The 23,833-nt window shown below is 73.9% G+C and carries 21 protein-coding genes; 15 read left to right on the forward strand and 6 right to left on the reverse strand.

What is annotated here, in order from left to right; all coding sequences use genetic code 11:
* The first annotated feature begins 12 nt into the window (after window positions 1-12).
* Complete coding sequence (locus BLT72_RS22160) at window positions 13-888, forward strand: DUF350 domain-containing protein (protein WP_157720360.1); 876 nt, start codon at window positions 13-15, stop codon at window positions 886-888.
* Window positions 889-957: 69 nt separating this feature from the next.
* On the opposite strand, the gene BLT72_RS08540 is transcribed toward BLT72_RS22160, so the two are convergent.
* Window positions 958-2,952: a S9 family peptidase gene (locus tag BLT72_RS08540; protein WP_091412015.1), complete on the reverse strand. Its 1,995-nt coding sequence runs from the start codon at window positions 2,950-2,952 to the stop codon at window positions 958-960.
* Between the two features lie 192 nt (window positions 2,953-3,144).
* On the opposite strand from BLT72_RS08540, the gene BLT72_RS08545 reads away from it, so the two are divergent.
* From BLT72_RS08545 to BLT72_RS08560, 3 genes are all read left to right on the forward strand, one after another.
* Entirely contained in the window at window positions 3,145-5,973 is a 2,829-nt protein-coding gene (locus tag BLT72_RS08545; protein ID WP_091412018.1) for an aconitate hydratase, read from the forward strand.
* 510 nt (window positions 5,974-6,483) lie between these two features.
* A complete protein-coding gene (gene ppk2 / locus BLT72_RS08555) occupies window positions 6,484-7,269 on the forward strand; it encodes a polyphosphate kinase 2 (protein WP_091417030.1) in 786 nt (261 codons plus the stop codon).
* Window positions 7,270-7,397: 128 nt separating this feature from the next.
* A complete protein-coding gene (locus tag BLT72_RS08560; RefSeq protein WP_091412021.1) occupies window positions 7,398-7,979 on the forward strand; it encodes an NADPH-dependent FMN reductase in 582 nt (193 codons plus the stop codon).
* Between the two features lie 63 nt (window positions 7,980-8,042).
* Here BLT72_RS08560 and BLT72_RS08565 read toward each other — a convergent pair whose 3' ends face one another.
* Both BLT72_RS08565 and BLT72_RS08570 read right to left on the reverse strand, forming a co-directional pair.
* Window positions 8,043-9,092, reverse strand: coding sequence for a glycosyltransferase family 2 protein (locus tag BLT72_RS08565; protein WP_157720361.1), 1,050 nt, complete (start codon window positions 9,090-9,092; stop codon window positions 8,043-8,045).
* A gap of 2 nt (window positions 9,093-9,094) precedes the next feature.
* The gene (locus BLT72_RS08570; protein ID WP_091412024.1) at window positions 9,095-10,213 is read right to left on the reverse strand and encodes an iron-containing redox enzyme family protein; all 1,119 of its coding nucleotides are present in this window, start codon (window positions 10,211-10,213) and stop codon (window positions 9,095-9,097) included.
* 109 nt (window positions 10,214-10,322) lie between these two features.
* Between BLT72_RS08570 and BLT72_RS22710 the strand changes: the two genes are divergently transcribed.
* The 5 genes from BLT72_RS22710 to BLT72_RS08595 all read left to right on the forward strand — a co-directional run bounded on the left by BLT72_RS22710 (window position 10,323) and on the right by BLT72_RS08595 (window position 14,728).
* On the forward strand, window positions 10,323-10,583 hold the full coding sequence (locus BLT72_RS22710) for a CDGSH iron-sulfur domain-containing protein (RefSeq protein WP_231930452.1): 261 nt from the start codon (window positions 10,323-10,325) through the stop codon (window positions 10,581-10,583).
* A 194-nt stretch (window positions 10,584-10,777) separates the two neighbouring features.
* Window positions 10,778-11,407 carry an ECF transporter S component gene (locus BLT72_RS08580; protein ID WP_091412029.1) on the forward strand — a complete coding sequence of 210 codons (630 nt, stop codon included), beginning with the start codon at window positions 10,778-10,780 and terminating at the stop codon, window positions 11,405-11,407.
* 3 nt (window positions 11,408-11,410) lie between these two features.
* Window positions 11,411-12,925, forward strand: a complete 1,515-nt coding sequence (locus tag BLT72_RS08585; RefSeq protein WP_231930453.1) for an ABC transporter ATP-binding protein — start codon at window positions 11,411-11,413, stop codon at window positions 12,923-12,925.
* The gene (locus tag BLT72_RS08590) at window positions 12,922-13,704 is read left to right on the forward strand and encodes an energy-coupling factor transporter transmembrane component T family protein (protein ID WP_091412031.1); all 783 of its coding nucleotides are present in this window, start codon (window positions 12,922-12,924) and stop codon (window positions 13,702-13,704) included. The genes BLT72_RS08585 and BLT72_RS08590 overlap by 4 nt, the downstream gene beginning before the upstream one ends.
* 172 nt (window positions 13,705-13,876) lie before the next feature.
* A complete protein-coding gene (locus tag BLT72_RS08595; protein WP_231930454.1) occupies window positions 13,877-14,728 on the forward strand; it encodes an MOSC domain-containing protein in 852 nt (283 codons plus the stop codon).
* Between the two features lie 18 nt (window positions 14,729-14,746).
* Here the strand turns inward: BLT72_RS08595 and BLT72_RS08600 are convergent, their stop codons facing one another.
* Window positions 14,747-16,660, reverse strand: coding sequence for a PKD domain-containing protein (locus BLT72_RS08600; protein ID WP_231930455.1), 1,914 nt, complete (start codon window positions 16,658-16,660; stop codon window positions 14,747-14,749).
* Between the two features lie 70 nt (window positions 16,661-16,730).
* Window positions 16,731-17,096: a hypothetical protein gene (locus tag BLT72_RS08605; RefSeq protein ID WP_091412033.1), complete on the reverse strand. Its 366-nt coding sequence runs from the start codon at window positions 17,094-17,096 to the stop codon at window positions 16,731-16,733.
* Between the two features lie 330 nt (window positions 17,097-17,426).
* Here BLT72_RS08605 and BLT72_RS08610 point away from each other — a divergent pair, with 330 nt between their 5' ends.
* Window positions 17,427-18,896 carry a glycosyltransferase family 2 protein gene (locus BLT72_RS08610; RefSeq protein ID WP_091412036.1) on the forward strand — a complete coding sequence of 490 codons (1,470 nt, stop codon included), beginning with the start codon at window positions 17,427-17,429 and terminating at the stop codon, window positions 18,894-18,896.
* A 181-nt stretch (window positions 18,897-19,077) separates the two neighbouring features.
* Entirely contained in the window at window positions 19,078-19,590 is a 513-nt protein-coding gene (locus BLT72_RS08615) for a P-loop nucleotide/nucleoside kinase family protein (RefSeq protein ID WP_091412038.1), read from the forward strand.
* A 23-nt stretch (window positions 19,591-19,613) separates the two neighbouring features.
* Here the strand turns inward: BLT72_RS08615 and BLT72_RS08620 are convergent, their stop codons facing one another.
* Entirely contained in the window at window positions 19,614-20,030 is a 417-nt protein-coding gene (locus tag BLT72_RS08620; protein ID WP_091412040.1) for an HIT family protein, read from the reverse strand.
* Window positions 20,031-20,106: 76 nt separating this feature from the next.
* On the opposite strand from BLT72_RS08620, the gene BLT72_RS08625 reads away from it, so the two are divergent.
* The 4 genes from BLT72_RS08625 to BLT72_RS08640 all read left to right on the forward strand — a co-directional run bounded on the left by BLT72_RS08625 (window position 20,107) and on the right by BLT72_RS08640 (window position 23,805).
* The gene (locus BLT72_RS08625) at window positions 20,107-20,475 is read left to right on the forward strand and encodes a hypothetical protein (protein ID WP_091412042.1); all 369 of its coding nucleotides are present in this window, start codon (window positions 20,107-20,109) and stop codon (window positions 20,473-20,475) included.
* Between the two features lie 83 nt (window positions 20,476-20,558).
* On the forward strand, window positions 20,559-22,496 hold the full coding sequence (dxs, locus tag BLT72_RS08630; protein WP_091412044.1) for a 1-deoxy-D-xylulose-5-phosphate synthase: 1,938 nt from the start codon (window positions 20,559-20,561) through the stop codon (window positions 22,494-22,496).
* Complete coding sequence (locus tag BLT72_RS08635) at window positions 22,493-23,245, forward strand: YqjF family protein (protein WP_172826044.1); 753 nt, start codon at window positions 22,493-22,495, stop codon at window positions 23,243-23,245. The genes dxs and BLT72_RS08635 overlap by 4 nt, the downstream gene beginning before the upstream one ends.
* A gap of 77 nt (window positions 23,246-23,322) precedes the next feature.
* Entirely contained in the window at window positions 23,323-23,805 is a 483-nt protein-coding gene (locus BLT72_RS08640) for a glutathione peroxidase (protein WP_091412046.1), read from the forward strand.
* The last annotated feature ends 28 nt before the right edge of the window (window positions 23,806-23,833 follow it).

Here is a 23,833-nt window from a genome sequence, read left to right on the forward strand (position 1 = left end):
CGAGGAGGACCCGTGCTCGACTACCTGCGCGCCACCCTGGAGAACGCGCCGCCCGCGGCGGCCAGCCTGCTGCTGACCCTGGTCGCGGGCGGCCTGCTGTGGTTCGTCCACAACCGGCTGACCCGGTTCGACGACCACCAGGTGCTGTTCCGCGACGGCAACGCCGCCTACCTCGTGCAGCGCGCCGCCCTGGTGCTCGGGTTCGGGGTCGCCGCGCTGCCGCCGACCACCCGGACGGCCGACGACCTGCCCTGGTCCAGCCTGATCGGCCAGGCCTACGAGCTGGCCTGGGTGGTGGTCGCCTTCGTCGCGGTCCGCTACGTCGTCGACCTCGTGCTGCTGCGCCGGGTCGCCAACGACGAGGAGCTGCTCCGCGGCAACGTCGCCCTCGGGGTGGTGGAGGCCGGCTTCTACCTCGGCTTCGGCTTCATCCTCAACGGCTCGCTGACCGGCGCGTCGCCGACGGTGACCCAGGGCCTGGCCAGCACCGTCGTCTTCGGCTGCCTCGGGCTGGCCCTCGTGGTGGCCGTGTTCTGGCTGCACGAGGCCGTCACCCCGTGGAGCATCCGCGAGGAGCTGCGGGTCGGCGGCCTGACCGCGGCCTTCGAGGCGGCCGGCGTCCTGGTCGCGGTCGGCGTCGTCGTCCGCGAGGGGGTGGCGGGCGACTTCACCGGCTGGGTCGTCGGCTTCGAGGCGTTCACGGTGACCGCCGTCGTCGCCGTGCTCACGCTCTACCTGTTCCGCTGGGTCGCCAACCGGCTGCTGCTGCGCGGACTCACCCTCGCCACCATCCAGCGTGAGCACCGGGTCGTCGCCTCGGCCTTCTCCGCCGTCGTCACGGTGGTCGTCGCCGTGCTGGTCGCCGCGGTGGTCCGCACCCAGCTCTGAGGTCGGCCCGGCGCCGACGTGTCAGACGTGAGGTGACCAGGGGTCGACCCAGTTCTGTCAACTCGGTCCTCAACCGGACGTCGGCAGGTAGCGGTCCCACCAGTCGAGGATCGCGTCGAAGCGCTGCAGCCGGTGCCGCGGCCGTCCGGAGCGGCTCAGCTCGTGGTCCTCGCCGGGGAAGACCAGCAGCTCGGTCGGCACGCCGGCCTCGACGAGCCCCAGGTGGTAGCGCTGGGCCTGGGACAGCGGGCAGCGCAGGTCGTCCTCGGAGTGGACGACCAGCGTCGGGGTGCGGACCTGGCCCACGACCGCCTGCGGGCTCTGCCGGCGGCGCTGCTCCGGGTCGGCGCCGGTGTACTGCTGGGCGAAGTAGGTGCCGATGTCGGAGGTGCCGAGGAACAGCTCCGGGTCGAGGAAGCCGCGCTCCACGACCGCGCCGGCGAAGCGGTGGTCGTGGGCGGTGGTCCAGGCCGTGAGGTAGCCGCCGTACGAGCCGCCCATGACCCCCACCCGGCCCGCGTCCAGGGTCGGGTGCGTCGCCACGGCGCCGTCGAGCAGGTCGAGCACGTCGGTCAGGTCGACCGTGCCCATCCGGCCGCGGATGCTGCGGCCGAACGCCTGGCCGTAGCCGGCGGCGCCGCGCGGGTTGCCCATCACCACGCCGTAGCCGGCGGCGGCGTAGACCTGCGCCTCGTCGAACAGCGAGCCCGTGTACTGGGCGTAGGGGCCGCCGTGGATGAGCAGCAGCGTCGGGTGCGGCCCCGGGCCGGGCGGCACCAGCACCCAGCCGTGCACCTGGCCGCCGTCCCGGGTCGCGACGACGACCTCCTCGGCGTCGACCACACCCGCCTCGCGCAGCGGCGCGGACAGGTCGGTGAGACGGCGGAGCCCCGCCGGCTCCAGCACCGCCACGTCGCCCGACGAGCGGGGGTCGGCCAGGCTGACCGCGAGGACGCCGGCGGCGACCGCGACGCCCTCGACCTCGACGGAACCCTCGGTCAGCCGCCGGACCTGCCCGTCCAGCGTGACCCGCAGCAGCTGGACGGTGCCGCGGGTGGTGTCGGTGACGAGCAGGGCGGCACCGTCCACGACGAGCGGCGACGCGGTCAGGTCGACGGTCTCGGGGTCGGTCAGGCGCCGCGGCCGCCCGCCGTCGACCAGCACGTGCAGGGCGGGGTTGGTGCCGACGAACTCGACCTCGTCGGGGCCCAGCTCCTGCGCCAGCACGACGGAGGTGCCGTCGGCGGTCTCGCGACCGTCGAGGACGTGCAGGCCGTCGGCGTGGCCGGTGAGGGTGGTCACCTCGGCGACCCCGCCGTCGGCGTCGAGCACGAGCCGGCGCAGCGACTGCCGGAGCCGGGGGCTGACGCCGTCGTGCTCGGGCACGACCACGGTGACGGTGCGGGCGTCCCGGCCGAAGCGGGGGTGCGCGTGGTCGGCGTCCTCGGTGGTGAGCTGCACGGCGGTGGGGACGCCGGCGTCGGGCTCGGGGTGCGGGTCGTCCGCCGAGGGTGCGGCCGGGACCGGCGGCTCGGCGGTCACGTCGGGCACGTCGACGAGGAACACCTGGGCGCGACGGTCGGTCACCCAGCCGACGCCGTTGGCCAGGTAGCGGGTGGTGGTGATCCGCCGGGCCGGCTCGGCCGCGGGCGGGAGGCCGTCGACGGTCCCGTAGCGGCCTGGTTCGGGCACCCGGGCCAGGAACACCAGGCGCGCACCGTCGGGCGACCAGTCGAACGCGGTCACGCCCAGCGGCTGGTCGGTGACGGGGACCGGCTCGCCGCCGGTGGAGCGGACGACGTGCAGCTGCCCCGGGGTGCCGGGAGCCGCGCGCAGGAACGCGAGCAGGCGGCCGTCGGGGGAGAGCTGCGGGGCGGTGTCGTGGCTCCCGCGGGTCAACCGCTCGGCCGGCGCCGAGCCGTCGGTGGGCACCTGCCAGAGCTGGCCCACGGAGGCGTCGGCCGCGAGGTCGGGCCGCGTCACGGCGAACACGGCGCGCGAACCGTCCGGCGCCAGGGTGGGCGGGGAGACGGTGCACAGCAGGGGCAGGTCGCTCGGCTTCACCGGACGAGCCTAGGCAGCGGGGCCCGGCGAGCTCGGCGGGGTCCTGGTTAGGCGACCCTGTCGTGGCGCGGATCGGCGCGATGGGAGAGGCTACGGAGGAGCGCCCCGGGCCGTGCGCCGTTCCTGGCGGTCCGCCGAGGGTGCGCTAGAGTATCTTGACGTCAAGATACTTCGAACCTCAGGAGACAGCGGATGAGCGTGAACAGTTTCGGGGCCAGGGCGACGCTGCCCGTCGGTGACGAGTCCTACGAGATCTTCCGGCTCGACGCCGTCGAGGGGTCGGAGAAGCTGCCCTACAGCCTCAAGATCCTGCTCGAGAACCTGCTGCGGACCGAGGACGGCGCGAACATCACCGCCGACCACATCCGCGGCCTCGCCGCCTGGGACCCGACGGCGCAGCCGAGCCACGAGATCCAGTTCACGCCGGCCCGCGTGATCATGCAGGACTTCACCGGCGTGCCCTGCGTCGTCGACCTCGCCACCATGCGGGAGGCGATGGCCGACCTGGGCGGCGACGCGACCAAGATCAACCCGCTGGCCCCCGCCGAGCTGGTCATCGACCACTCCGTCATCGCCGACGTCTTCGGCACCGCCGACGCGTTCACGAAGAACGTCGAGATCGAGTACGGCCGCAACCGCGAGCGCTACCAGTTCCTGCGCTGGGGCCAGACCGCCTTCGACGACTTCAAGGTCGTCCCGCCCGGCACCGGCATCGTCCACCAGGTCAACATCGAGCACCTGGCCCGGGTGGTCTTCACCCGGAACGGGCAGGCCTACCCCGACACCTGCGTCGGCACCGACTCCCACACCACGATGGTCAACGGCCTCGGCGTCGTCGGCTGGGGCGTGGGCGGCATCGAGGCCGAGGCGGCCATGCTGGGCCAGCCCGTCTCGATGCTCATCCCGCGCGTCGTCGGCTTCAAGCTGTCCGGCGCCATGCCCGAGGGCGCCACCGCCACCGACCTGGTGCTGACCATCACCGAGATGCTCCGCCAGCACAAGGTGGTCGGCAAGTTCGTCGAGTTCTACGGGCCCGGCGTCTCCGCGGTCCCGCTGGCCAACCGTGCCACCATCGGCAACATGAGCCCGGAGTACGGCTCCACGATCGCCGTCTTCCCGATCGACTCCAAGACCACCGACTACCTGCGGCTGACCGGCCGCGACGAGAGCCAGATCGCCCTCGTCGAGGCCTACGCCAAGACCCAGGGCCTGTGGCACGACGACGACCGCGAGCCGCAGTACTCGGAGTACCTCGAGCTGGACCTCAGCACCGTGGTGCCGAGCATCGCCGGCCCCAAGCGGCCGCAGGACCGCGTCGTGCTGTCCCACGCCAAGCAGGGCTTCCGGGAGGCGCTGGGCGCCTACGTCGAGGACGACCAGGTCGTCCCGGCCAAGGCCGACGCCGACCGCCGCATCGACGACGCCCCGGTGTTGACCGGCGTCGACGAGGCCTCCGCCGAGAGCTTCCCCGCGTCGGACTCCCCGAGCCACAGCGGCGAGGAGTCGGAAGACCCGCAGGAGTACGGCGAGGGCGTCGCCGCCGACATCGGCCGGCCGTCCAAGCCCACGCTGGTCACCCTGGCGGACGGCACGTCCTTCGAGCTGGACCACGGCGCCGTTACCATCGCCTCCATCACCTCGTGCACCAACACGTCCAACCCGAGCGTGATGATCGGCGCGGCGCTGGTGGCCAAGAAGGCCGTCGAGCGCGGGCTCACCCGCAAGCCCTGGGTCAAGACGACGCTGGCCCCGGGCTCGAAGGTGGTCACCGACTACTACGACCGCTCGGGCCTGACGCCCTACCTCGACAAGATCGGCTTCAACCTCGTCGGCTACGGCTGCACGACCTGCATCGGGAACTCCGGGCCGCTGATCCCCGAGGTCAGCGCCGCGGTCAACGAGAGCGACCTCGCCGTCGTCTCCGTGCTGTCGGGCAACCGGAACTTCGAGGGCCGGATCAACCCGGACATCAAGATGAACTACCTGGCGTCGCCGCCGCTGGTCGTCGCCTACGCGCTGGCCGGGACCATGGACATCGACCTGATGAACGACCCGCTGGGCGCCGACGACCAGGGCCAGCCCGTCTACCTGCGCGACGTGTGGCCGACCGAGGCCGAGATCGACGAGATCGTGGCGTCGGCCATCGGCTCGGAGATGTTCACCGACTCCTACGCCGACGTCTTCGCCGGCGACGCGCAGTGGCAGGCGCTGCCCACGCCGGAGGGCCAGGTCTTCGCGTGGGACGCCGACTCCACCTACGTGCGGAAGCCCCCGTACTTCGACGGCATGCCGGCCGAGCCGGTGCCGGTCACCGACATCAGCGGCGCCCGGGTGCTGCTGAAGCTCGGCGACTCGATCACCACCGACCACATCTCGCCGGCCGGCTCGATCAAGGCCGACAGCCCGGCGGGCAGCTACCTCACCGAGCACGGGGTGCCGCGCGGGGAGTTCAACTCCTACGGCTCGCGCCGCGGGAACCACGAGGTGATGATCCGCGGCACGTTCGCGAACATCCGGCTGCGCAACCAGCTGGCGCCGGGCACCGAGGGCGGCTTCACCCGCGACTTCACCCTGCCCGACGGCCCGGTCAGCACCATCTACGAGGCGTCGGAGCACTACCTGGCCGCCGGGACGCCGCTCGTGATCCTCACCGGCAAGGAGTACGGCTCCGGCTCGTCGCGCGACTGGGCGGCCAAGGGCACCGCGCTGCTGGGCGTCAAGGCCGTCGTCGCCGAGTCCTACGAGCGGATCCACCGCTCGAACCTGATCGGGATGGGCGTGCTGCCCCTGCAGTTCCCCGAGGGCCAGAGCGTGGAGTCGCTGGGGCTGACGGGGGAGGAGACGATCGAGATCACCGGCGTCACGGCCCTGAACGACGGGACCACCCCGACGACGGTCACGGTCCAGGCCGGCGACGTCACCTTCGAGGCCGTCGTCCGGATCGACACCCCCGGCGAGGCGGACTACTACCGCAACGGCGGGATCATGCAGTACGTGCTCCGGTCACTGCTGAAGCAGTAGGCACCCGGCGGGAGCCGCCGCCTGAGCCAGTCGTCGTCGCCTGAGCCTGTCGTCGTCGCCTGAGCCTGTCGAAGGCCCTTCGACAGGCTCAGGGCGCGGTGGGTCGGCTGCCGCCTGCCGTCGGCCGTTGCCTGAGCTGGTCGAAGGCCCTTCGACTGGCTCAGGGCGCGGTGGGGTCGGCTCGGGGTGCGGTGGGGTCGGCTCGGGGTGCGGTGGGGTCGGCTCGGGGCGCGGCGGGTCGGTTCGGGGGCGCGGTGGGTCGGCTCCGGACGCGGGGCTCCCGGGTTGACGCCCGTGGGGCACGGGTACCCCGACCACGTGGACGAGACCAGCCAGCCCTCTGCGACCCTGACCGAGCCCGCCGACCTCGGGGCGTCCGAGGGGGAGGTCGAGCGGCCGCCCACCGCGGTCGAGATCCCAGCCGTCGACGGCCAGCGCGGGGCCGAGACCGTGCTGCTGCCGAACCCCGAGCAGGAGACCTGGCGGCAGGACTACCCGTACCAGTCCAAGATGACCGAGAAGGAGTACCAGGCGGCCAAGCGGTCGCTGCAGATCGAGCTGCTCAAGATGCAGAGCTGGGTACGAGCGACCCAGTCCAAGGTCGCGTGCGTGTTCGAGGGCCGGGACGCGGCGGGCAAGGGCGGCACCATCAAGCGGTTCACCGAGAACCTGAACCCGCGCGGCGCCCGGGTGGTGGCGCTGGAGAAGCCGACCGAGCGCGAGGCCACCCAGTGGTACTTCCAGCGCTACATCTCCGTGCTGCCCAGCGGCGGCGAGATCGTGCTCTTCGACCGCTCCTGGTACAACCGGGCGGGCGTCGAGCGGGTGATGGCTTTCTGCTCGCCGGTCGAGTACCTGGAGTTCATGCGGCAGGCGCCCGACCTGGAGCGGATGCTGGTCCGCAGCGGGCTGCACCTGGTCAAGTTCTGGTTCTCGGTCTCCCGCGACGAGCAGCGCCGCCGGTTCGCGCAGCGCCACGCCGACCCGGTCCGCCGGTGGAAGCTCAGCCCGATGGACCTGCAGTCGCTGGACAAGTGGGAGGACTACACCGCGGCCAAGGAGGCGATGTTCTTCTACACCGACACCGCCGACGCCCCGTGGACCGTGGTCAAGAGCAACGACAAGAAGCGTGCCCGCATCGAGGCGTTGCGCCACGTCCTGTCGGTGCTCGACTACACCGACAAGGACCGCGACGTGGTCGGCACCCCCGACCCGCTGATCGTCGGCACGGGTCCGTCGGCGCGGATGCTGGACGAGGCCGACGAGGACTCCCACCGGGTCTTCCCGCACCTCTGAGCCCGCCGGTCCTGCCGCGGAGTCCGCACGTCCGAGCCCGCTTCCCACGTCCCCGTGGCACGGCGGCGGCCCTGGCTTCGCCGTGCGCTACTCTGGTTTAAGTTTCAACAACCCGACCAGGAGAGTTCATGACGCGCATCGCCATCATCGTCGGCAGCACCCGGCCCGGCCGCAACGGCACCGCCGTCGCGGAGTGGGTCCACGCCTACGCCAAGACCCGGACCGACGCCGAGTACGAGCTGGTCGACATCGAGCAGTTCCACCTGCCGCTGCTCGACGAGCCGGTGCCCGCGTCCATGGGCTTGTACTCCAAGGACCACACCAAGACCTGGGCCGCCACGGTCGCGTCCTTCGACGGCTTCGTCTTCGTCACCCCGGAGTACAACCACAGCCCCTCCGGCGCGCTGAAGAACGCCATCGACTTCGTCTACGGCGAGTGGAACAACAAGGCCGCCGGCTTCGTCGGCTACGGCTCGGTGGGTGCGGTCCGCGCCGTCGAGCAGCTGCGGCTGATCGCCTCCGAGCTCCAGGTGGCCACGGTCCGGGCGCAGGTCGCCCTCAACCTGGCCACCGACTTCGAGAACTACTCGGTCTTCACGCCGGGCGACCACCACCAGGCCAACCTGACGACGCTGTTCGACCAGCTCGTCGCCTGGACCCAGGCCCTCGAGGGCGTCCGGGCCGACGCGCAGGACGCCGTCGCCGCCTGAGCACCCGCACCACCCAGCACCTGCACCCGGGACCGCCCGGACCCCTCGGGGTCCGGGCGGTCCTCAGCGTCCAGCGGGCGTCAGCGTGGTCAGCGGCGTCTGCGGCGCTGCCTCGCGGGTGACCCGGCGGGCCAGCCGTCGACGCAGCGCAGCGGTGCTGTGGGCGGCGGTGACCAGCCGTCGACCCGCGTACGGCATCCCGCCGCTCACGCGCCGGCCCACGGCCAGCCACACGCAGACGGCGCGCTCGGCGATCCAGAGCGGGGCGAAGAGGGGGGTGTCGGCGGGGAACACGGCCCGCCCACCGGCCCGCCGCCGGCCCACCTCCGCCAGCGCCACGGGCAGCAGCGCCTCGGCCGCCAGACCGCGGCGGCTCCACCGGCGCAGCCGGGGTGAGCACGCCCGGCAGCCGCCGACGAGCAGCGCCGCGGCCGGGAGCAGCGACGCCTCGGTCGCCAGCCGGGCGGGCTGGCCGAAGTCGTCGTAGGCCTGCCGCACCCGCTGGCCCCAGAAGTGGCCCGCCTCGGGCGGGACGCGCCGGACCAGCAGGTCGGGGGCGGTCACCTCCGTCCCGCCCGCGGCGCGCACCGTCCGCGACAGCTCCAGGTTCTCGAACAGGACGTCGCCGTCGTAGCCGCCCATAACGAGGAAGGTGCTCCGGCGCAGCGCGTAGGTGCCGGGGTGGTCGGCGCCGAGGGCACGGTTCACCAAGGTGCGGGCGGTGTCCCAGCGGGCGTGCCAGGGCAGCGGGTGGAAGTAGTTCTGCGGTCGGACCAGGTCCGCGCCGACCAGCAGGTCCGCCGCGCGGGCCAGCTGCGCGGCGGTCCACCGGACGTCGTCGTCGGCGATCACGACGAGCTCATGACGCGCCAGCCGGACGCCGGTGACCACCCCGGCCACCTTCCCGTTCCGGCCCGGCCACGCGCCGACCGGCACGTGCCGCACCCAGTCCGCCCACAGCGCGTGGTGCCGCTCCCAGACCTCGGGCGCGCTGCCGTCGACGACGGTGACGTCGACGTCGCGGCTCAACCGCTGCAGGTAGCCCGTCAGCTCGCCCGCGTCCGTCCCCGGACCCCAGCGCAGCGGCACCACGTACTCCAGCCGCAGCCGCACGGTTACCCCTTTGTCTCCTGCCGCAGCGCGGCAGCGGCGGAGACGACCCCCGCCGCGTTCTCCGGGATCGGTCGCAACGACGACCGCCCCGCCGCCCAGCTGTCCAGCACATGGGTCGTGACGGCGGCGTCGATGGCCAGGGCCACCGCGGCCCCGAAGAGGATGTCCTCGACCAGGGCGGGCCGGTCGAGCGCCAGCTGCCCGGCGACGTCGTGCGCCGCGATCTGCTCGTGCACCGCGTCCGCCTCGATGTGCTCGTCGAAGAACCGGGTCGTGGGCTCGTCGAAACCGAGCCGGCGCAGGCCGTTGCCGTAGCGGCGCATCGGCAGCGACGACGACATCTCCAGGGCGGCCAGGTGGCCGATCGCCGCCCCCAGCAGCCGCCGGTGCAGTCCGAAGAGGGTCATCGTGTTGGCCCAGGCGAGCGTGATCGCCGGGACGTCGTTCAGGTGGTGCCCGTAGCTGTCGTCCAGCCCGAGGCCGCGCATCGTGTCACCGTAGAGCGTCGCATGCATCCACTCGGCGCGGCCGGCCCCGTACTCGTCGGCCTGGATCTCCACCAGCGCGGCCTTCGCCCGCCCCGCCAGCCGCGGGATGGCCCAGGTGTGCGGGTCGGCCTCCTTCAGGTGGTAGATCGAGCGGTGCACCAGGTGCTCGCGGTACTCGGTCACCGTCCCCGTCCGCGCGAGGTAGCGCGACATCGACGGCCCGTCGTCGCCCTGCACCAGCTCGGCCAGCGCTGTCGGCACGTCCCGGGGTGCGGGGGCGTCGGGCAGCCGGTCCGCCACGAGCGCGCGCAGCCCGGCCTCCGTCGCGTCCTCCAGCACGGCGGCCAGCCCGACGAGGTCGGGGTGCCACTCCCACCGGTCGTCGACCCCGGGCCAGCCGCGGTGGTGCAGCTCGTGCAGGACCAGCAGGGACAGCTGGACGTCGTCGTCGCGGAGGACGTCGGCGGTGCTGCCGACCAGGTCGAGCGCCTGCGTCCGCAGCTGGGGCACCGGCTGGGGCTCCTCGGTCAGCACCCAGAGCAGCTGCGCGCTCAGGGTCCCGCGGGCCAGCAGCGGAGCCCGTCCGCAGCCCCGGTCGAAGGCGAGCGCAGTCGGGTACGGGCTTCGTCGCATGGGAGTTCTCCTACCCTCGTCGGAGCGGGAGAAACCCCGGCGGCCGACGTGGGGTCGCGACCGCCGGCCCGCGCAGTTATGGGCCATCAGGGCTGGGTACTCAACCGCCGTGGCTCCTTCTCCTTCCGACCCGGGCCCGGCCCGGGATGCGCAGATCACGATCTACCCCGACGGCCCCATGCTGCTGCGGGGCGACGTGGAGATCGTGGGGGCCGACGGCGCCCCGCTGCCGCGACGGCGCAAGACCATCGCCCTCTGCCGCTGCGGGTCGAGCGCGTTGATGCCGCTCTGCGACGGCACCCACAAGCTGGTCTGGAAGCCCGGCCGTGACAACGCCCGCCGGCGCGCGGTCGCGGCCGACGAGGACTGAGTCCCCGGTCCGCCGGACCCGTCGAGGGTGCACCGCGTCGTGGGATAGGTTGGTCGGCGAACACGGGAGTCCGGTGGAGCCGGGCTGAGAGGAAGGTTCTCCAACCTTCGACCGTCGAACCTGATCTGGGTCATGCCAGCGCAGGGAGGCCTCTTGTCACGTCCCCGTGTCCCTCTGACCGAGAGGTGCACACCATGCAGCACACCACCGTCCCGTCCACCCAGGGCCAGGCGCGCGCCGTCCCCGACCGTCGCTGGCGGGTGGTCGACATCGTCGTCGCCAGTGTCGTCGGCGTCGCGCTCGGCGTCGTCTTCCTCGTCTGGGGCGCCGCCTACGAGGGTCTGTCGGCCCCGGTCAAGGCGCTGCTGCCGGGCGCCCAGTCCTTCGTCGAGGCGCCGTTCCTGCTCGGCGCCGTCCTCGGCGGCCTGCTGATCCGCAAGCCCGGCGCGGCGGTCTACGTCGAGCTGCTGGCCGCCGTGGTGTCCGCCCTGCTGGGCAGCCAGTGGGGGCTGCTGACCCTCGTCTCCGGCCTGGTCCAGGGGCTGGGCGCCGAGATCGTCTTCGCCGTCTTCCTCTACAGGGTCTGGCGGCTGCCCGTGGCCTGGCTGGCGGGGGCCGGCGCGGGCGTCGGGCTGGCCGTCTTCGAGCTGGTCGTCTACTACCCCGGCAGCGGCGCCCTCTTCGCCACCGTCTTCGTGGTCGGCGCCGTCCTCGGCGGCGCGCTCATCGCCGGGACCCTGTCCTGGCTGGCCGTGCGGGCGCTGGCCCGGACCGGGGCGCTGCACCGCTTCGCCGCCGGCCGGGACACCACCGAGCTGGTCTGAGCGGTGCCGACCGTCCCCGCCCACCGCACGGTCGGTGCGGCCGCGTCCCCGACCGTGCCGGCCCGGCTGGAGGCGCAGGGCTGGGGCTGGCGGCACGCCGGCCGGCGGGCGTGGGCGCTGCGCGGGCTCGACCTCGTCGTCGAACCGGGGGAGCGGGTGCTCCTGCTGGGCGCGTCGGGCGCCGGCAAGTCGACGTTGCTGCACGCGCTCGCCGGGGTGCTCGGCGACGCCGAGGCGGGTGAGGAGGAGGGCCGGCTGCGGCTCGACGGCCGCGCCCCGCGGGACGCCCGGGGCCGGGCCGGGCTGGTGCTCCAGGACCCGGAGACGCAGGTGATCCTCGCCCGCGTCGGTGACGACGTGGCCTTCGGCTGCGAGAACCTCGGCGTCCCCCGCGACGCCATCTGGCCACGGGTCGCCGCGGCGCTGGAGGCCGTCGGCCTCGACGTGGCCCTCGACCACCCCACGGAACGGCTCTCCGGCGGCCAGCAGCAGCGGCTCGCCCTGGCGGGGGTGCTGGCCATGCGACCGGGCCTGCTGCTGCTCGACGAGCCGACGGCGAACCTCGACCCGGAGGGGGTGCTCGAGGTCCGGGACGCGGTGGGCCGGGTGCTCGACGCGACCGGCGCCACGTTCGTCGTGGTGGAGCACCGGGTCGCCACGTGGCTGCCGGTGGTGGACCGCGTCGTCGTCCTCGGAGCGGACGGCGTGCTGGCCGACGGAAGGCCCGCCGACGTGCTCGCCCGGACCGGACCGGCGCTGGCCGCCGCCGGCATCTGGGTCCCGGACCACCCGCCCCGCGTCGCCGCCCGACCGCGGCCGGTCCCGGGCCGCCCGCTGCTGGGTGCCGAGGGCCTGGCCGTCGGGCGGGGCGGCCGGCTGGTCCGCGACGGCGTCGACCTCGAGCTGCGGGCGGGCGCGTCGGTGGCCCTGACCGGCCGCAACGGCTCGGGCAAGTCGACCCTGGCGCTCACCCTGGCCGGCCTGCTGGCCCCGCTCGGCGGCCGGGTCCGGGCCCACCCGGCGCTGGCCCGCGGAGCCGGTGACCGGCCGCACGCCTGGCGCTCGCGCGACCTCGTCGCCCGGGTCGGCGTGGTGTTCCAGGAGCCCGAGCACCAGTTCCTCACCGGGACCGTCGCCGAGGAGCTCGAGGTGGGCCTGCGGGCCACCCGCCGGCTCGACGGGGCCGGCCGCGCCCGGGTCGCCGAGCTGCTGGGGCGGCTGCGCCTGGAGGGCCTGGCGCGGGCCAACCCGTTCACGCTCTCGGGCGGGGAGAAGCGTCGGCTGTCGGTGGCGACCGTGCTGGTCACCTCCCCGGACCTGCTGGTGCTGGACGAGCCGACCTTCGGCCAGGACGCCCTCACCTGGGCCGGCCTGGTCGACCTGCTCGGCGCACTGCTGGCCGAGGGCCGGACGGTGCTCTCGGTGACCCACGACCGTGCGTTCGTCGAGGCCCTGGCCGGCACCGAGGTGGTCTTGGGCGACGGGCCCGGCGTGCAGGTCCGGACGGTGGCGCCGTGAGCCTGCTGGCCCCCGACCGGGCCGGGCCCCGTGTCCTGACGGTCAACCCGGTCGCCAAGATCGCCGCGCTGCTGCCGCTCACGCTGTGCCTGCTGCTGACGCTGGACTGGGTCTCGGCCACCGTCGCCGTGGTCGGCGAGCTGGTGCTGTTCCTGGCCGTGGGGCTGCGCAGCGGCCGGATCTGGCTGCGCGCCGTCCCGCTGCTGGTCGCGGCCCCGCTGGCCGGGCTCACCATGGTCCTCTACGGCCAGGCGTCGGGGGACACCTACCTCCAGCTGGGGCTGGTGCACGTCACGGAGGGCTCGGTCGCCATCGGGCTGGCCACCACCGCCCGGCTCGTCGCCATCGCCCTGCCGGCCGTCGTGCTGTTCGCCACCATCGACCCCACCGACCTCGCCGACGGGCTGGCCCAGCGCTGGCGGTTGCCCAGCCGCTTCGTCCTCGGCGCGCTCGCCGGGCTGCGGCTCGTGGGGCTGTTCCTGCAGGACTGGCGCTCGCTGGAGCTGGCCCGGCGGGCCCGCGGGGTGGCCGACGCCGGGCGGCTGCGCCGGCTGGTGGGCCAGGCGCTCGCCCTGCTGGTGCTGGCGGTCCGGCGGGGCAGCCGGCTGGCCACGGCGATGGAGGCACGCGGCTTCGACGGCCCCGCGAAGCGCACCTGGGCCCGGCCCTCGCCCGTCGGCCGGGCCGAGGTGGTCACGGTCGGGTGCGGCGTCGTGCTCGGAGCCGTCTGCGTCGCGGCCGCCGTCGCCGCGGGCACCTGGAACTTCATCCTGACGTAGCCGGCTGTCCTCGCTCCGCCCGGACGCGTCGCGGGCTGCCCGCTCGGGTGCCTGAAGTTGGGCTACACGTGGTACCCCTCGGGCGGTGCCGAAACCCGGCGCGCGGGGTCCGGCCGGCCCCCCGCTAGTCTCGCCACGCCGCCCGAGCGGCGCCCGTCGCCGAGGAGCCGTCGTGCCACCCCTGACCGTCACGCTGACGTCGCTCGCCCGCTACCCGCTCAAGTCCGGGCGGGCGGAGCCGCTGGCCGAGGCCGTGGTCGAGCCGTGGGGGCTGGCGGGCGACCGGCGCTGGATGGTGGTCGACGACGCGGGCGCGATGGTCACGGGGCGTCAGGTCCCCGCACTGGTGCTCGTCGGGGCGCGCGTCCTCGACGGTGCGCTGGAGCTGCGGGCCGAGGGTCACCCGGTGCTGCGGGTGCCCGCACCCGCGGGGCCCGACCGGGTGCCCGTCGACCTGTGGGGCAGCCGGTTCCTCGCCACGTCGGCCCCGGGCGCGGAGGCCTGGCTGGCCGGGGTCCTCGGCCGGCCCGCCCGGCTGCTGCACCTGGTCGACCCCCGCGGCCGTCCGGCCGACCCCGCCTACGCCCGGCTCGGCGACACCGTCTCGTTGGCCGACGGGTTCCCGCTGCTGCTCACCAGCGAGGAGTCGCTGGCGGCGCTCGAGGGCTGGGTGGCCGCCGGTCCGCGGCCGGACGAGGGGCTGCTCGGGATGGGCCGCTTCCGGCCCAACCTGGTGGTCGCCGGCGCGCCGGCCTGGGAGGAGGACCGGTGGCGACGGGTCCGGGTCGGCGACGTCACCCTGCGGGTCGTCAAGGCCTGCGAGCGCTGCGCCTTCACCCTCGTCGACCCGGGCACCGCGGTCCGCACCAAGGAGCCGCTGGCCAGCCTCGCCCGGCACCGCCGCCACGACGGGAAGACGTGGTTCGGCGTCAACCTCGTGCCCGAGCAGCCGTCCGGTCGGATCCGGGTCGGCGACCTCGTCGAGGTCCTGGAGGCGGCACCGGAGCCGGGACCCCTGCACTGACGCGCCCCGGCGACCGGCTCAGGGGGCGGTGACCACCAGCGAGTCGAGCCGGACGGTGACCGGTGCGTTGGTGGCGCCGCTGGACAGGTAGGGGCTGACCCCGACGGATCCGGCCGTCTGCAGGCCCGCGGTGGTGTCGGTGACCGAGCGCTGCCAGGTGGTGGGCTCGGGGCTGCCGACCTTCCAGACCTTGGCCCGCACGGTGGTCGGGGCGCTGCCGGCGGCCTGGGTGCGGATGTTGAGCAGGTCGCCGGGCGCGTAGGTCAGCCCGGTGACGACGACCGCCGGCTGCAGGTTGGTCTCGGTCCCGGTCGCGGTGGTGCGGGTCAGCTCGAGGGTCACCGAGCCCGTGCTGGTCACCCGCGTCTTCGCCAGGTAGGCGCCGGCTCCGGTCACCCGCCGGGCGTGCGTGGCGAGGTAGAGGCCGCTGCCGGCCGGCAGCTTGTCCAGCCCCGCGCTCAGCCGGAGGTCGCTGCCCGCCGTCGAGACCCCGTTGAGCGTGGCCAGCGGTCCGCTGCCCGCGGCCACCTTGACGGTGCCCAGCCCGGCGCCCACGGCGTAGTTGGCGGCGCTGCCGGACACCGTCCACGCCCCGCCGGTGGGCGCGGAACCCCAGCCGCCGGCGGTCGTGCGCGAGAACTGGTCGTCCACGAGCGCTCCCGCGGCCGGGGCGGTGGGCGCGACGTTGCGGGTGCTCTGGGCGGTGCCGCCGTCGTCGTCGGTCACGGTCAGGGTCACCGGGTAGCTGCCGGCCGCAGCGTAGGGGTGGGAGACCCGGACGCCGGTGGCCGTCGTGCCGTCGCCGAACGTCCAGGCGTAGGAGGCGATCGTGCCGTCCGGGTCGGTGGAGGCCCCGGCGTCGACGCTGCACACCAGCCCCGCGCAGCTGCTGGTGAACGAGGCCACCGGCGGCAGGTCGGCGGGGGCGGCCCCCTTGGTGACGGTGAAGGAGTCGGCCAGGGTCCCGCCGGCGCCCCGGACGAACGAGGCCTGCAGCACGTCGGCGGTGGCCTGGACGTCGAGGAACCCGTAGGTGGGGTTGACGTTGAGACCGCTCGTCGCCGCCATGTACGGCAGCTCGGGGTCGGTGCTCGTGACGTCGTAGAGGAGCTGGCCGCCGGTCCCCACGACCATCGCGACGCTCCCCGCACCGGCCGTGAAGCTGCTGTCGGTGTCGGCGACGCAGGCCGCGTCGTAGCGGGCCGGGGTGAAGGCGGGGCAGCCCGCGCCGAGGGCCAGCTGGTGGCTGCGCTGGTAGGTGTGCTCGTGGCCGCTGAGGATGAGGTCGACCTTCTTGCTCAGCAGCAGGTTGAACACGTCCGCGCCCGAGTCGCAGCCGTACTTGCCGACGGTCAGGCAGGGCTTGTGCATCCCGACCACCACCCAGGGGACGCCGGCTGCGCGGGCGCCGTCGATGGCCTGGGCCGTCCACTGGTAGCGGGCGGAGCCGGCCGCGTAGCTCCAGGTGCCGTCCGGGTAGGTCAGGCCGGGGGAGATCATCACGAAGCGGACCAGCGGGTTGTCGGCGGGGACGTCGACGTAGTACTGGCGGCCGTAGGTGCCCACCGCGCCCGGCAGCTGGTTGGGCAGGCAGGCGGAGAAGTCGTTGATGTTGCCGTTGAGCCCGTTGGACTCGTGGTTGCCGGAGAGCATCTCGAAGGGGAACGAGGCGCCGACGCGGGCCTTGACGAAGTCGCACCAGCCCTGCTCGCCGCCGACGGCGCCGTAGGACATGTCGCCGAGGGTGACCGCGGCGTCGCTGCCGGTGGCCGCCAGCTTCTCGAGGACCAGCCCGGTGTTCGCCGTCTGCGCGAAGTCACCGGCCGCCGTGAAGTGCAGCCGGCCCGGCTGGGGGGCCGCGGACACCTGGGTGCCGAGCAGCACCAGGAAGACGGCCAGCACCAGGGCCCGGAGCGTCACCCGTCGTCGCATGGCGGCACAGTAGCCCGGTCGAGCGGGTCCGCGCGGCCGGACGGCCCTTCCGCTCGGGGGCGGGGACCGCTCAGGCGGCGACCGGCTCCACCGCGCGGGCCAGGGCCGTCAGCTCGCGCTCCGTGAACGGCGCCAGGGCCAGCCGCTGGACCGTGACGGGCAGCAGCGTCAGCCGGCCGGCGACCACGGCGACGGTGAGGTGGGCGAGCGCCCCGTTCGCCCCGGGCTCCACCTCGAGGCACCAGCCCAGCACCGAACCGTCCGGCAGCCGGGTCAGCCAGCCCGTGGTGGTGCCGGCGGGGGGGACGCGGTAGCGCCACCGCTGGAGGTGGTCGCCCGCCGCTGAGCGGTCGGGCGCGGTCGCGTGCACCGTCGACGCGTGCCGGACCAGCTGCGCCGGGTCGCAGCGGATGAGCCGGTGACGCGTCATCTCCACCCCCGCTGGATGTCGCCCTGGACGTCGGGGCGGTCGGCCACCCGGGTACCCGCACCGGGTCACCGGAAACATGGTGCCCTGCGGCAGCGGGAGGCGGGCGGTCCCGCGCCGGCGGTCCCGAGCCCCGGGCCTGAGGTCCCGCAGAGGCGGGGTCGGGTCGTCCTGAGGTCGCGCTGCGGCGCCGCCGAGGCGCCTGAGAATTCAGTTGAACCTTGCAGCACTCCTGAGCGGAGGCTGCTCCGGAGCCCGGCTCCGCTGGAGGTCCGCGCCCGATCTTTGACGTGTCGGGCTGAGCGGCCCGGACCGTCCCCCGAAGCAGGAGAAACCGCGATGACCACGTTCGACCTCGAGCCCACCACCAGCTCCGCCGCCACCGCGCGTCCCGCCGAGGAGGGCCTGGCCTCCTACGTCCGGCAGCTCCACGAGGAGGTCGACGCGCTGCCGACGTACCGCCCGGTCGTCGCCGCCGTCATCCCCGCCTACAACGAGGGCGACTCCATCGTCGACGTGCTGCGGTCGCTGCTCAAGCAGACCCGGCTGCCGGACGAGATCCACGTGATCGTCAACAACACCAAGGACGACACCTTCGAGAAGGCCGCCAAGTTCGCCGGCCCGCGCACCGCCAAGCGGAAGAGCAAGGACGGCAGCCGTCAGCAGACCGAGGTCTACGTCCACGACATCGGGGCCAACCCGGACAAGAAGGTCGGGGCCCTGAACTACGGCTTCTCCCTCATCGGCCACGCCGACTACCTCCTCGGGGTCGACGGTGACACCACCCTGGCACCCGACGCGGTCGAGAAGCTCGAGGCCGAGATCCTCTCCGACACCCGGATCGGCGGCATCTCCGCCATCTACAGCATCGACGACACCCTCGTGAAGGGCCCGATCGCCCGGCTGCTGATCGCCGGCCAGCGGGCCCAGTTCGCCGCCTTCAACATGCAGAACATGCTCCGCGGCCGCAACATGGCCGTGCTCGGCGGCCAGTGCTCCATCTTCTCGATGCGGGCCCTCCGCGCGGTGATGGCGGAGAACCACCAGCAGACCCCGTGGGTCAACGACTCCGAGGTGGAGGACTCCCTGCTCAGCCTGCAGATCAAGTCCGCCGGCTACCTGACGAAGATCTCGGCGCAGGCCCGCGCCGACGTCGGCGGCATGACCACCGTCCGCTCGCTCGACGGCCAGCAGGTCAAGTGGAACTACGGCGCCATCGACCTGATGTGGCCCGGTCAGCGCGGTGACACCAAGGGCCAGCCGCTGCACCCGAACCTGCGGCTGCGCTGGGCGGAGAACTTCGGGATGCTCACCAACATCTTCACCCGCATCGCGTTCGTCCTGCTGCTCGCCGCGTCGCTGTCCATCGGGGCGTTCGTCTTCTCCCCGATCTGGCTGATCCCGCCGGCCGTCGCGATCCTGCTCAACGTCCGGATCGCCTGGTCGATGAAGGGCCGCACCTGGCGCGACGTCGCCTTCGCCGCCGCGGGGATCCCCGCCGAGCTCTACATGTGGCTGCGCGCCGGCCACTTCCTGCGGGCCTGGGCGAAGTTCCTCTCCAAGGTCAAGGTCGACAACTGGGCCGAGCAGGCCAAGGCCGAGCGCGGCTCGGGCAACGCCTTCCTCACCCCGCTGATCATCCTGGCGGTCACCTTCCTCGTCCTCGGCTACACGTGGTTCCAGCTGCCCGTCCTCATCCAGTCCTCCATCCTGTGGCTCGGCTGGCCCGTCCTCTACGTCGTCACCATCGCCCAGACCGTCGTCATGACCGGCAAGCTGTTCCGCCGCCAGCGTGGCTACAAGGTCTGAGCCCCTGATCGGGAGCGGTCCTGACGTCGGGGGACACAGGACCCTCCTCCCGCACCCACCCCTCGGCCACCGGCCGGGGGGTGCGGTGCTGTCCGGGCCCGGATCACCGGTCCCGCCGCCGGGCCCAGGTCACCCGTCCAAACGGCCACGCGGACGCCGCCGCGCCGGTACCGTTCCCGCCGTGCTGATCGCGACGGCCGGGCTGCCCGGTGCCGGCAAGAGCTCGGTCGCCGACGCCCTCGCCCGGCGGACCGGCTGGCCCGTGCTGTCGGTGGACCCGGTGGAGGCCGCCCTGCTGCGCGCCGGCGTCGGCGCCGACCAGCCGACCGGGCTGGCCGCGTACCTGGCCGTCGAGGCGGTCGCCGAGCACCAGCTGCGGCTGGGGCAGACGGTCCTGGTGGACGCGGTGAACGCGGCGCCGGAGGCCCGCGCGCAGTGGGAGGACCTGGCCCTGCGCACCGGCACCACCGTGGCCTTCGTCGAGGTCATCTGCTCCGACCCGGAGCTGCACCGCCAGCGGCTGGAGAGCCGGCGCCGCGACCTGGGAGAGTTCCCGGAACCGCACTGGGACAGCCTCGGCCAGCGGCGCGAACAGCTCGCCGGGTGGACGGGGCCGCGGCTGGTGGTGGACACCGTCGGTGACGTCGACGACCTCGCGGACGCCCTGGTGACGGAGCTGACCGGCCGGTCCTGACCGCTGGCCGGGCGTGGACGGGCTCAGCGCTGCTGGTCGAGCGCCTCGCGGATCAGCCGGCCGTACGCGGCCTGCTCGCCGTCGGCGTAGCGGACCCGCGGCCAGAAGAACCCGCGCAAGCCGTCCCCCCGGGTCCGCGGCACGACGTGCACGTGCAGGTGGGGGACCGACTGGCTGACGACGTTGTTGTTCGCCACGAAGGTGCCCTGCGCGCCCAGGGCGTCGCCGAGGGCGCGGGCCACCCGCTGCGCCACGGTCAGCAGGGGGACCATCAGCCCTTCCGGCAGCTCCAGCAGCGTGTCGACGTGCGCGACGGGGCAGACCAGCACATGGCCCTTGAACACGGGCCGGTGGTCGAGGAAGGCGACCACGTCGGCGTCCCGGTGCACCACCTCCGCCTCGGTCTCGCCCCGGACGACCTGGCAGACGACGTCGCTCACCGCACGAGACTAGCCCTCGACAACCGGCGGCCCTGCTGCCTAGAATCGAACGCATGTACGAATACGGGATGACGACGTGACCGCCTTCCGCCCGCCGGGGTGGCCGGACACCGTCCGTCCGCCCGGGGCCGAGGGGTGGGAGGAGGGTGCGGTCGCGTTCCTGTTCGACTGCTGCCCGGCGGACTTCCGGGCCTACCCCGTGCTGCGCCGGCACCCGCTGGTGCTGGCCCGGTTCGCCGCCCACTTCGTCGAGGGCCAGTGCCGCGCCTCGCAGGAGGGGCTCGCCGGGATCCGGGCGGGCCTGCAGGGCAAGGTGCCGGCCCCGGCGGTGGAGCAGGCGGCCCAGGCCTGGCTGGAGCAGGCGGCGCGGCTCGCGCGCACCAAGCGGGCGGTGGGCCTGGTCGACGACGCGCTCCAGGGGGAGGTGTTCCACGCGCGCCTCTGAGGTCGCGCGAGGCGACCCGACTCACACGCCCCGGGCGGGCGGGGACCCCGGACGGACGGCGTCGACGACGTAAACTCGGGGCCATGTCACCCGCCTCCGGACTGCTGAGCACCCTGCACAGCCCCCAGGACCTGCGGGCGCTCGCCCCGGGGCAGATGGAGCAGCTGAGCGCGGAGATCCGCCGCTTCCTGATCGAGAACGTCAGCCAGACCGGCGGCCACCTCGGGCCGAACCTCGGCGTCGTCGAGCTGACCATCGCGATGCACCGCGTGTTCGAGTCCCCGCGCGACCCCTTCGTGTTCGACACCGGCCACCAGAGCTACGTGCACAAGATCCTCACCGGCCGCCAGGGGCTGTTCCCGACGCTGCGGCAGCGCGGCGGGCTGGCGGGCTACCCCAGCCGGGCCGAGTCCGAGCACGACTGGGTCGAGAACAGCCACGCCTCCACCGCGCTCTCCTACGCGGAGGGGTTGGCCAAGGCCAAGCGGCTGCAGGGGCTGCCCGGCACGGTCGTCGCCTTCGTCGGCGACGGCTCGCTGACCGGTGGGATGGCCTGGGAGGCGCTGAACAACATCGCGGCCTCCGACGACCTGCCGCTCGTCGTGGTGGTCAACGACAACGGCCGGTCCTACACCCCGACCGTCGGTGGGCTGGCCAAGCAGCTCGCCGCCCTGCGGACCAACCCGCGCTACGAGCAGGTGCTCGACGTGGTCAAGCGCAGCGTCAGCCGTGCGCCGATCGTCGGGTCGGCGGCCTACGACATCCTGCACGGCATCAAGAGCGGGTTGAAGGACGTGCTGGCCCCGCAGGGGATGTTCTCCGACCTCGGCCTCAAGTACATCGGCCCCATCGACGGCCACGACACGGCCGCGGTCGAGCAGGCCCTGCAGCACGCCCGGCAGTACGGCGGCCCGGTCCTGGTGCACGCGCTCACGCACAAGGGCCGGGGCTACGCGGCGGCGGAGATGCACGAGGAGGACCACTTCCACGCGGTCGGCAAGATCAACGCCAGCACGGGGCAGGCGCTGGTGGCCGCCACCGGGCAGACGTGGACCGACATCTTCTCCACCGAGCTGGTGGAGCTCGGCCGCCGGCACGAGAACCTCGTGGCCGTCACCGCGGCGATGACCTACCCGACCGGCCTGCACCGGTTCCAGGCCGCCTTCCCCGAACGCACCTTCGACGTCGGCATCGCCGAGCAGCACGCCGTGACCTCCGCGGCCGGGATGGCGATGGGCGGCCTGCACCCGGTCATCGCCCTCTACGCGACGTTCCTCAACCGCGCCTTCGACCAGGTCCTGCTGGACGTGGCGATGCACCGCTGCGGTGTGACGTTCGTGCTCGACCGTGCGGGCGTCACGGGTCCGGACGGCGCCAGCCACCACGGCATGTGGGACATGTCGTTGCTGCAGCTCGTCCCCGGCCTGCACCTCGCCGCCCCGCGGGACGGGACCCGGCTGCGGGAGGCGCTCGGCACCGCGGTCACCATCGACGACGCGCCCAGCGTCGTCCGCTACTCCAAGGACGCTGTCCCGGCCGACCTCGACGCCGTCGACCAGGTCGACGGGCTCGACGTGCTGGTGCGCACCGAGCAGCCGCGGGTGCTGGTCGTCGGCATCGGTCAGCTGGCGGGCACGGCCGTGGCCGTCGGCGAGAGGCTCTCCGACCAGGGCATCGGCGTCACCGTGGTCGACCCGGTGTGGGTGCTGCCGGTCAACCCCGCACTGGTCACCCTGGCCGGCCAGCACGAGCTGGTGATCACCGTGGAGGACAACGGCGTGGTCGGCGGCTGCGGCGCCCGGCTGGCCCAGGAGCTCCGCCGCGCCGAGGTCGCCACCCCGTTGCGGGAGTTCGGCATCGCCCAGGAGTTCCTCGAGCACGGCAGCCGTGCCGAGCTGCTGGAGGACCTGGGGCTGACGCCCCAGGCCATCGCCCGCTACGCCGTCGAGGCCGTGCTCAGCCACGAGCCGCAGCCCGCCGACGCCGTCGGCGACGTCGCCCGCAGCACGCCGCAGGAGTGACGACCGCCGCCTCCTGGGCCGATCCCCAGCCCCTCGCGGCCGCCGGGGCCCCGCTGCCGGGCCGGGCCGTGCTCGACCAGGCCTGGACCGATCTCGCCTTCCTGCACTGGCGCGTCGACCCCGAGCGGGTCGCGCCCCTGCTGCCCGCCGGCACCCGCCCGGACCTGCACGACGGCGCGACCTACGTCGGCCTGATCCCCTTCCGGATGCGCGGCGCCGGGTTCGGCACCGGCCACCCGCTGCCGTGGTTGGGGACGTTCGCGGAGACCAACGTGCGGTTCTACGCCGTCGACGGGCGTGGTCGGCGCGGGGTCGTGTTCGGCTCGCTGGAGTGCGAGCGGCTGGCCTTCGTGCTGGGCTCCCGGCTGGCGCTGAACCTGCCCTACACCTGGGCGCGGATGCGTGTGCGGCAGCAGACCGACGTCCTCACCTACACCAGCCGCCGCCGCTGGCCCGGTCCGCGCGGGGCGGCCAACCGGGTCGTCGTCCGGGTGGGCACCGCCGTCGTCCAGGACGACCCGCTGGCCGACTTCCTCACCGCCCGCTGGGCCCTGCACACCCGGGCCTGGGGTGCGACGCGCTACCTGCCCAACACCCACCCCCGCTGGCCGCTGCAGCAGGCTGAGCTGCTGGAGCTCGACGACGACCTGCTCGCCGCCGCCGGGCTGCCGGGGCTGGCCGCCACCCCGCCGGACTCGGTGCTGTTCTCCCGCGGCGTCCGCACGCAGTTCGGGCTGCCCCTGCCCTGAGCGGTCCCGGTCACCGAGCCGTTCCGCTCCCTGGGCCTGCCGACGGATCGGTCCCGACGCGTGCCTACGCTGGCCGGGTGCCGACCCTCTCCGACTTCTCCGCCCGCGCCATCACCGGGACCGAGGTCCCGCTGTCCGACTACGCCGGCCAGGTCGTGCTGGTGGTGAACACCGCCTCGCAGTGCGGCCTCACCCCCCAGTACGCGGGCCTCGAGCAGCTCTGGACCCGCTACCAGGCCGACGGTCTGACCGTCCTCGGCTTCCCGTGCGACCAGTTCGGCCACCAGGAGCCGGGCGACGAGGCGGAGATCGCCGACTTCTGCGAGCTGAACTTCGGCGTCACCTTCCCGCTGTTCGCCAAGATCGAGGTCAACGGCGACGAGGCCCACCCGCTGTACCGCTGGCTGCGCACCGAGCAGCCCGCCGAGTCGGGCGAGGCGGTGGAGTGGAACTTCACCAAGTTCCTCGTCGACCGCGACGGCCGCGTCGTGCGCCGCTACGCTCCCGGCACCACCCCCGACGAGATCGCCGGCGACCTCGAAGCCGCCCTCGCGGCCTGAGCCAGCTCACGCCTCCCGGGGGCGAGTG

This window comes from Friedmanniella luteola (genome assembly GCF_900105065.1).
Lineage (GTDB): Bacteria > Actinomycetota > Actinomycetes > Propionibacteriales > Propionibacteriaceae > Microlunatus > Microlunatus luteolus.

Coding starts and splice junctions, on each gene's coding strand:
- BLT72_RS08545 (WP_091412018.1), top strand. CDS start 3,145: ATGAGCGTGAACAGTTTCGGGGCCAGGGCGACGCTGCCCGTCGGTGAC.
- ppk2 (WP_091417030.1), top strand. CDS start 6,484: ATGACCGAGAAGGAGTACCAGGCGGCCAAGCGGTCGCTGCAGATCGAG.
- BLT72_RS08560 (WP_091412021.1), top strand. CDS start 7,398: ATGACGCGCATCGCCATCATCGTCGGCAGCACCCGGCCCGGCCGCAAC.
- BLT72_RS08570 (WP_091412024.1), bottom strand. CDS start 10,213: ATGCGACGAAGCCCGTACCCGACTGCGCTCGCCTTCGACCGGGGCTGC.
- BLT72_RS08580 (WP_091412029.1), top strand. CDS start 10,778: ATGCAGCACACCACCGTCCCGTCCACCCAGGGCCAGGCGCGCGCCGTC.
- BLT72_RS08600 (WP_231930455.1), bottom strand. CDS start 16,660: ATGCGACGACGGGTGACGCTCCGGGCCCTGGTGCTGGCCGTCTTCCTG.
- BLT72_RS08610 (WP_091412036.1), top strand. CDS start 17,427: ATGACCACGTTCGACCTCGAGCCCACCACCAGCTCCGCCGCCACCGCG.
- dxs (WP_091412044.1), top strand. CDS start 20,559: ATGTCACCCGCCTCCGGACTGCTGAGCACCCTGCACAGCCCCCAGGAC.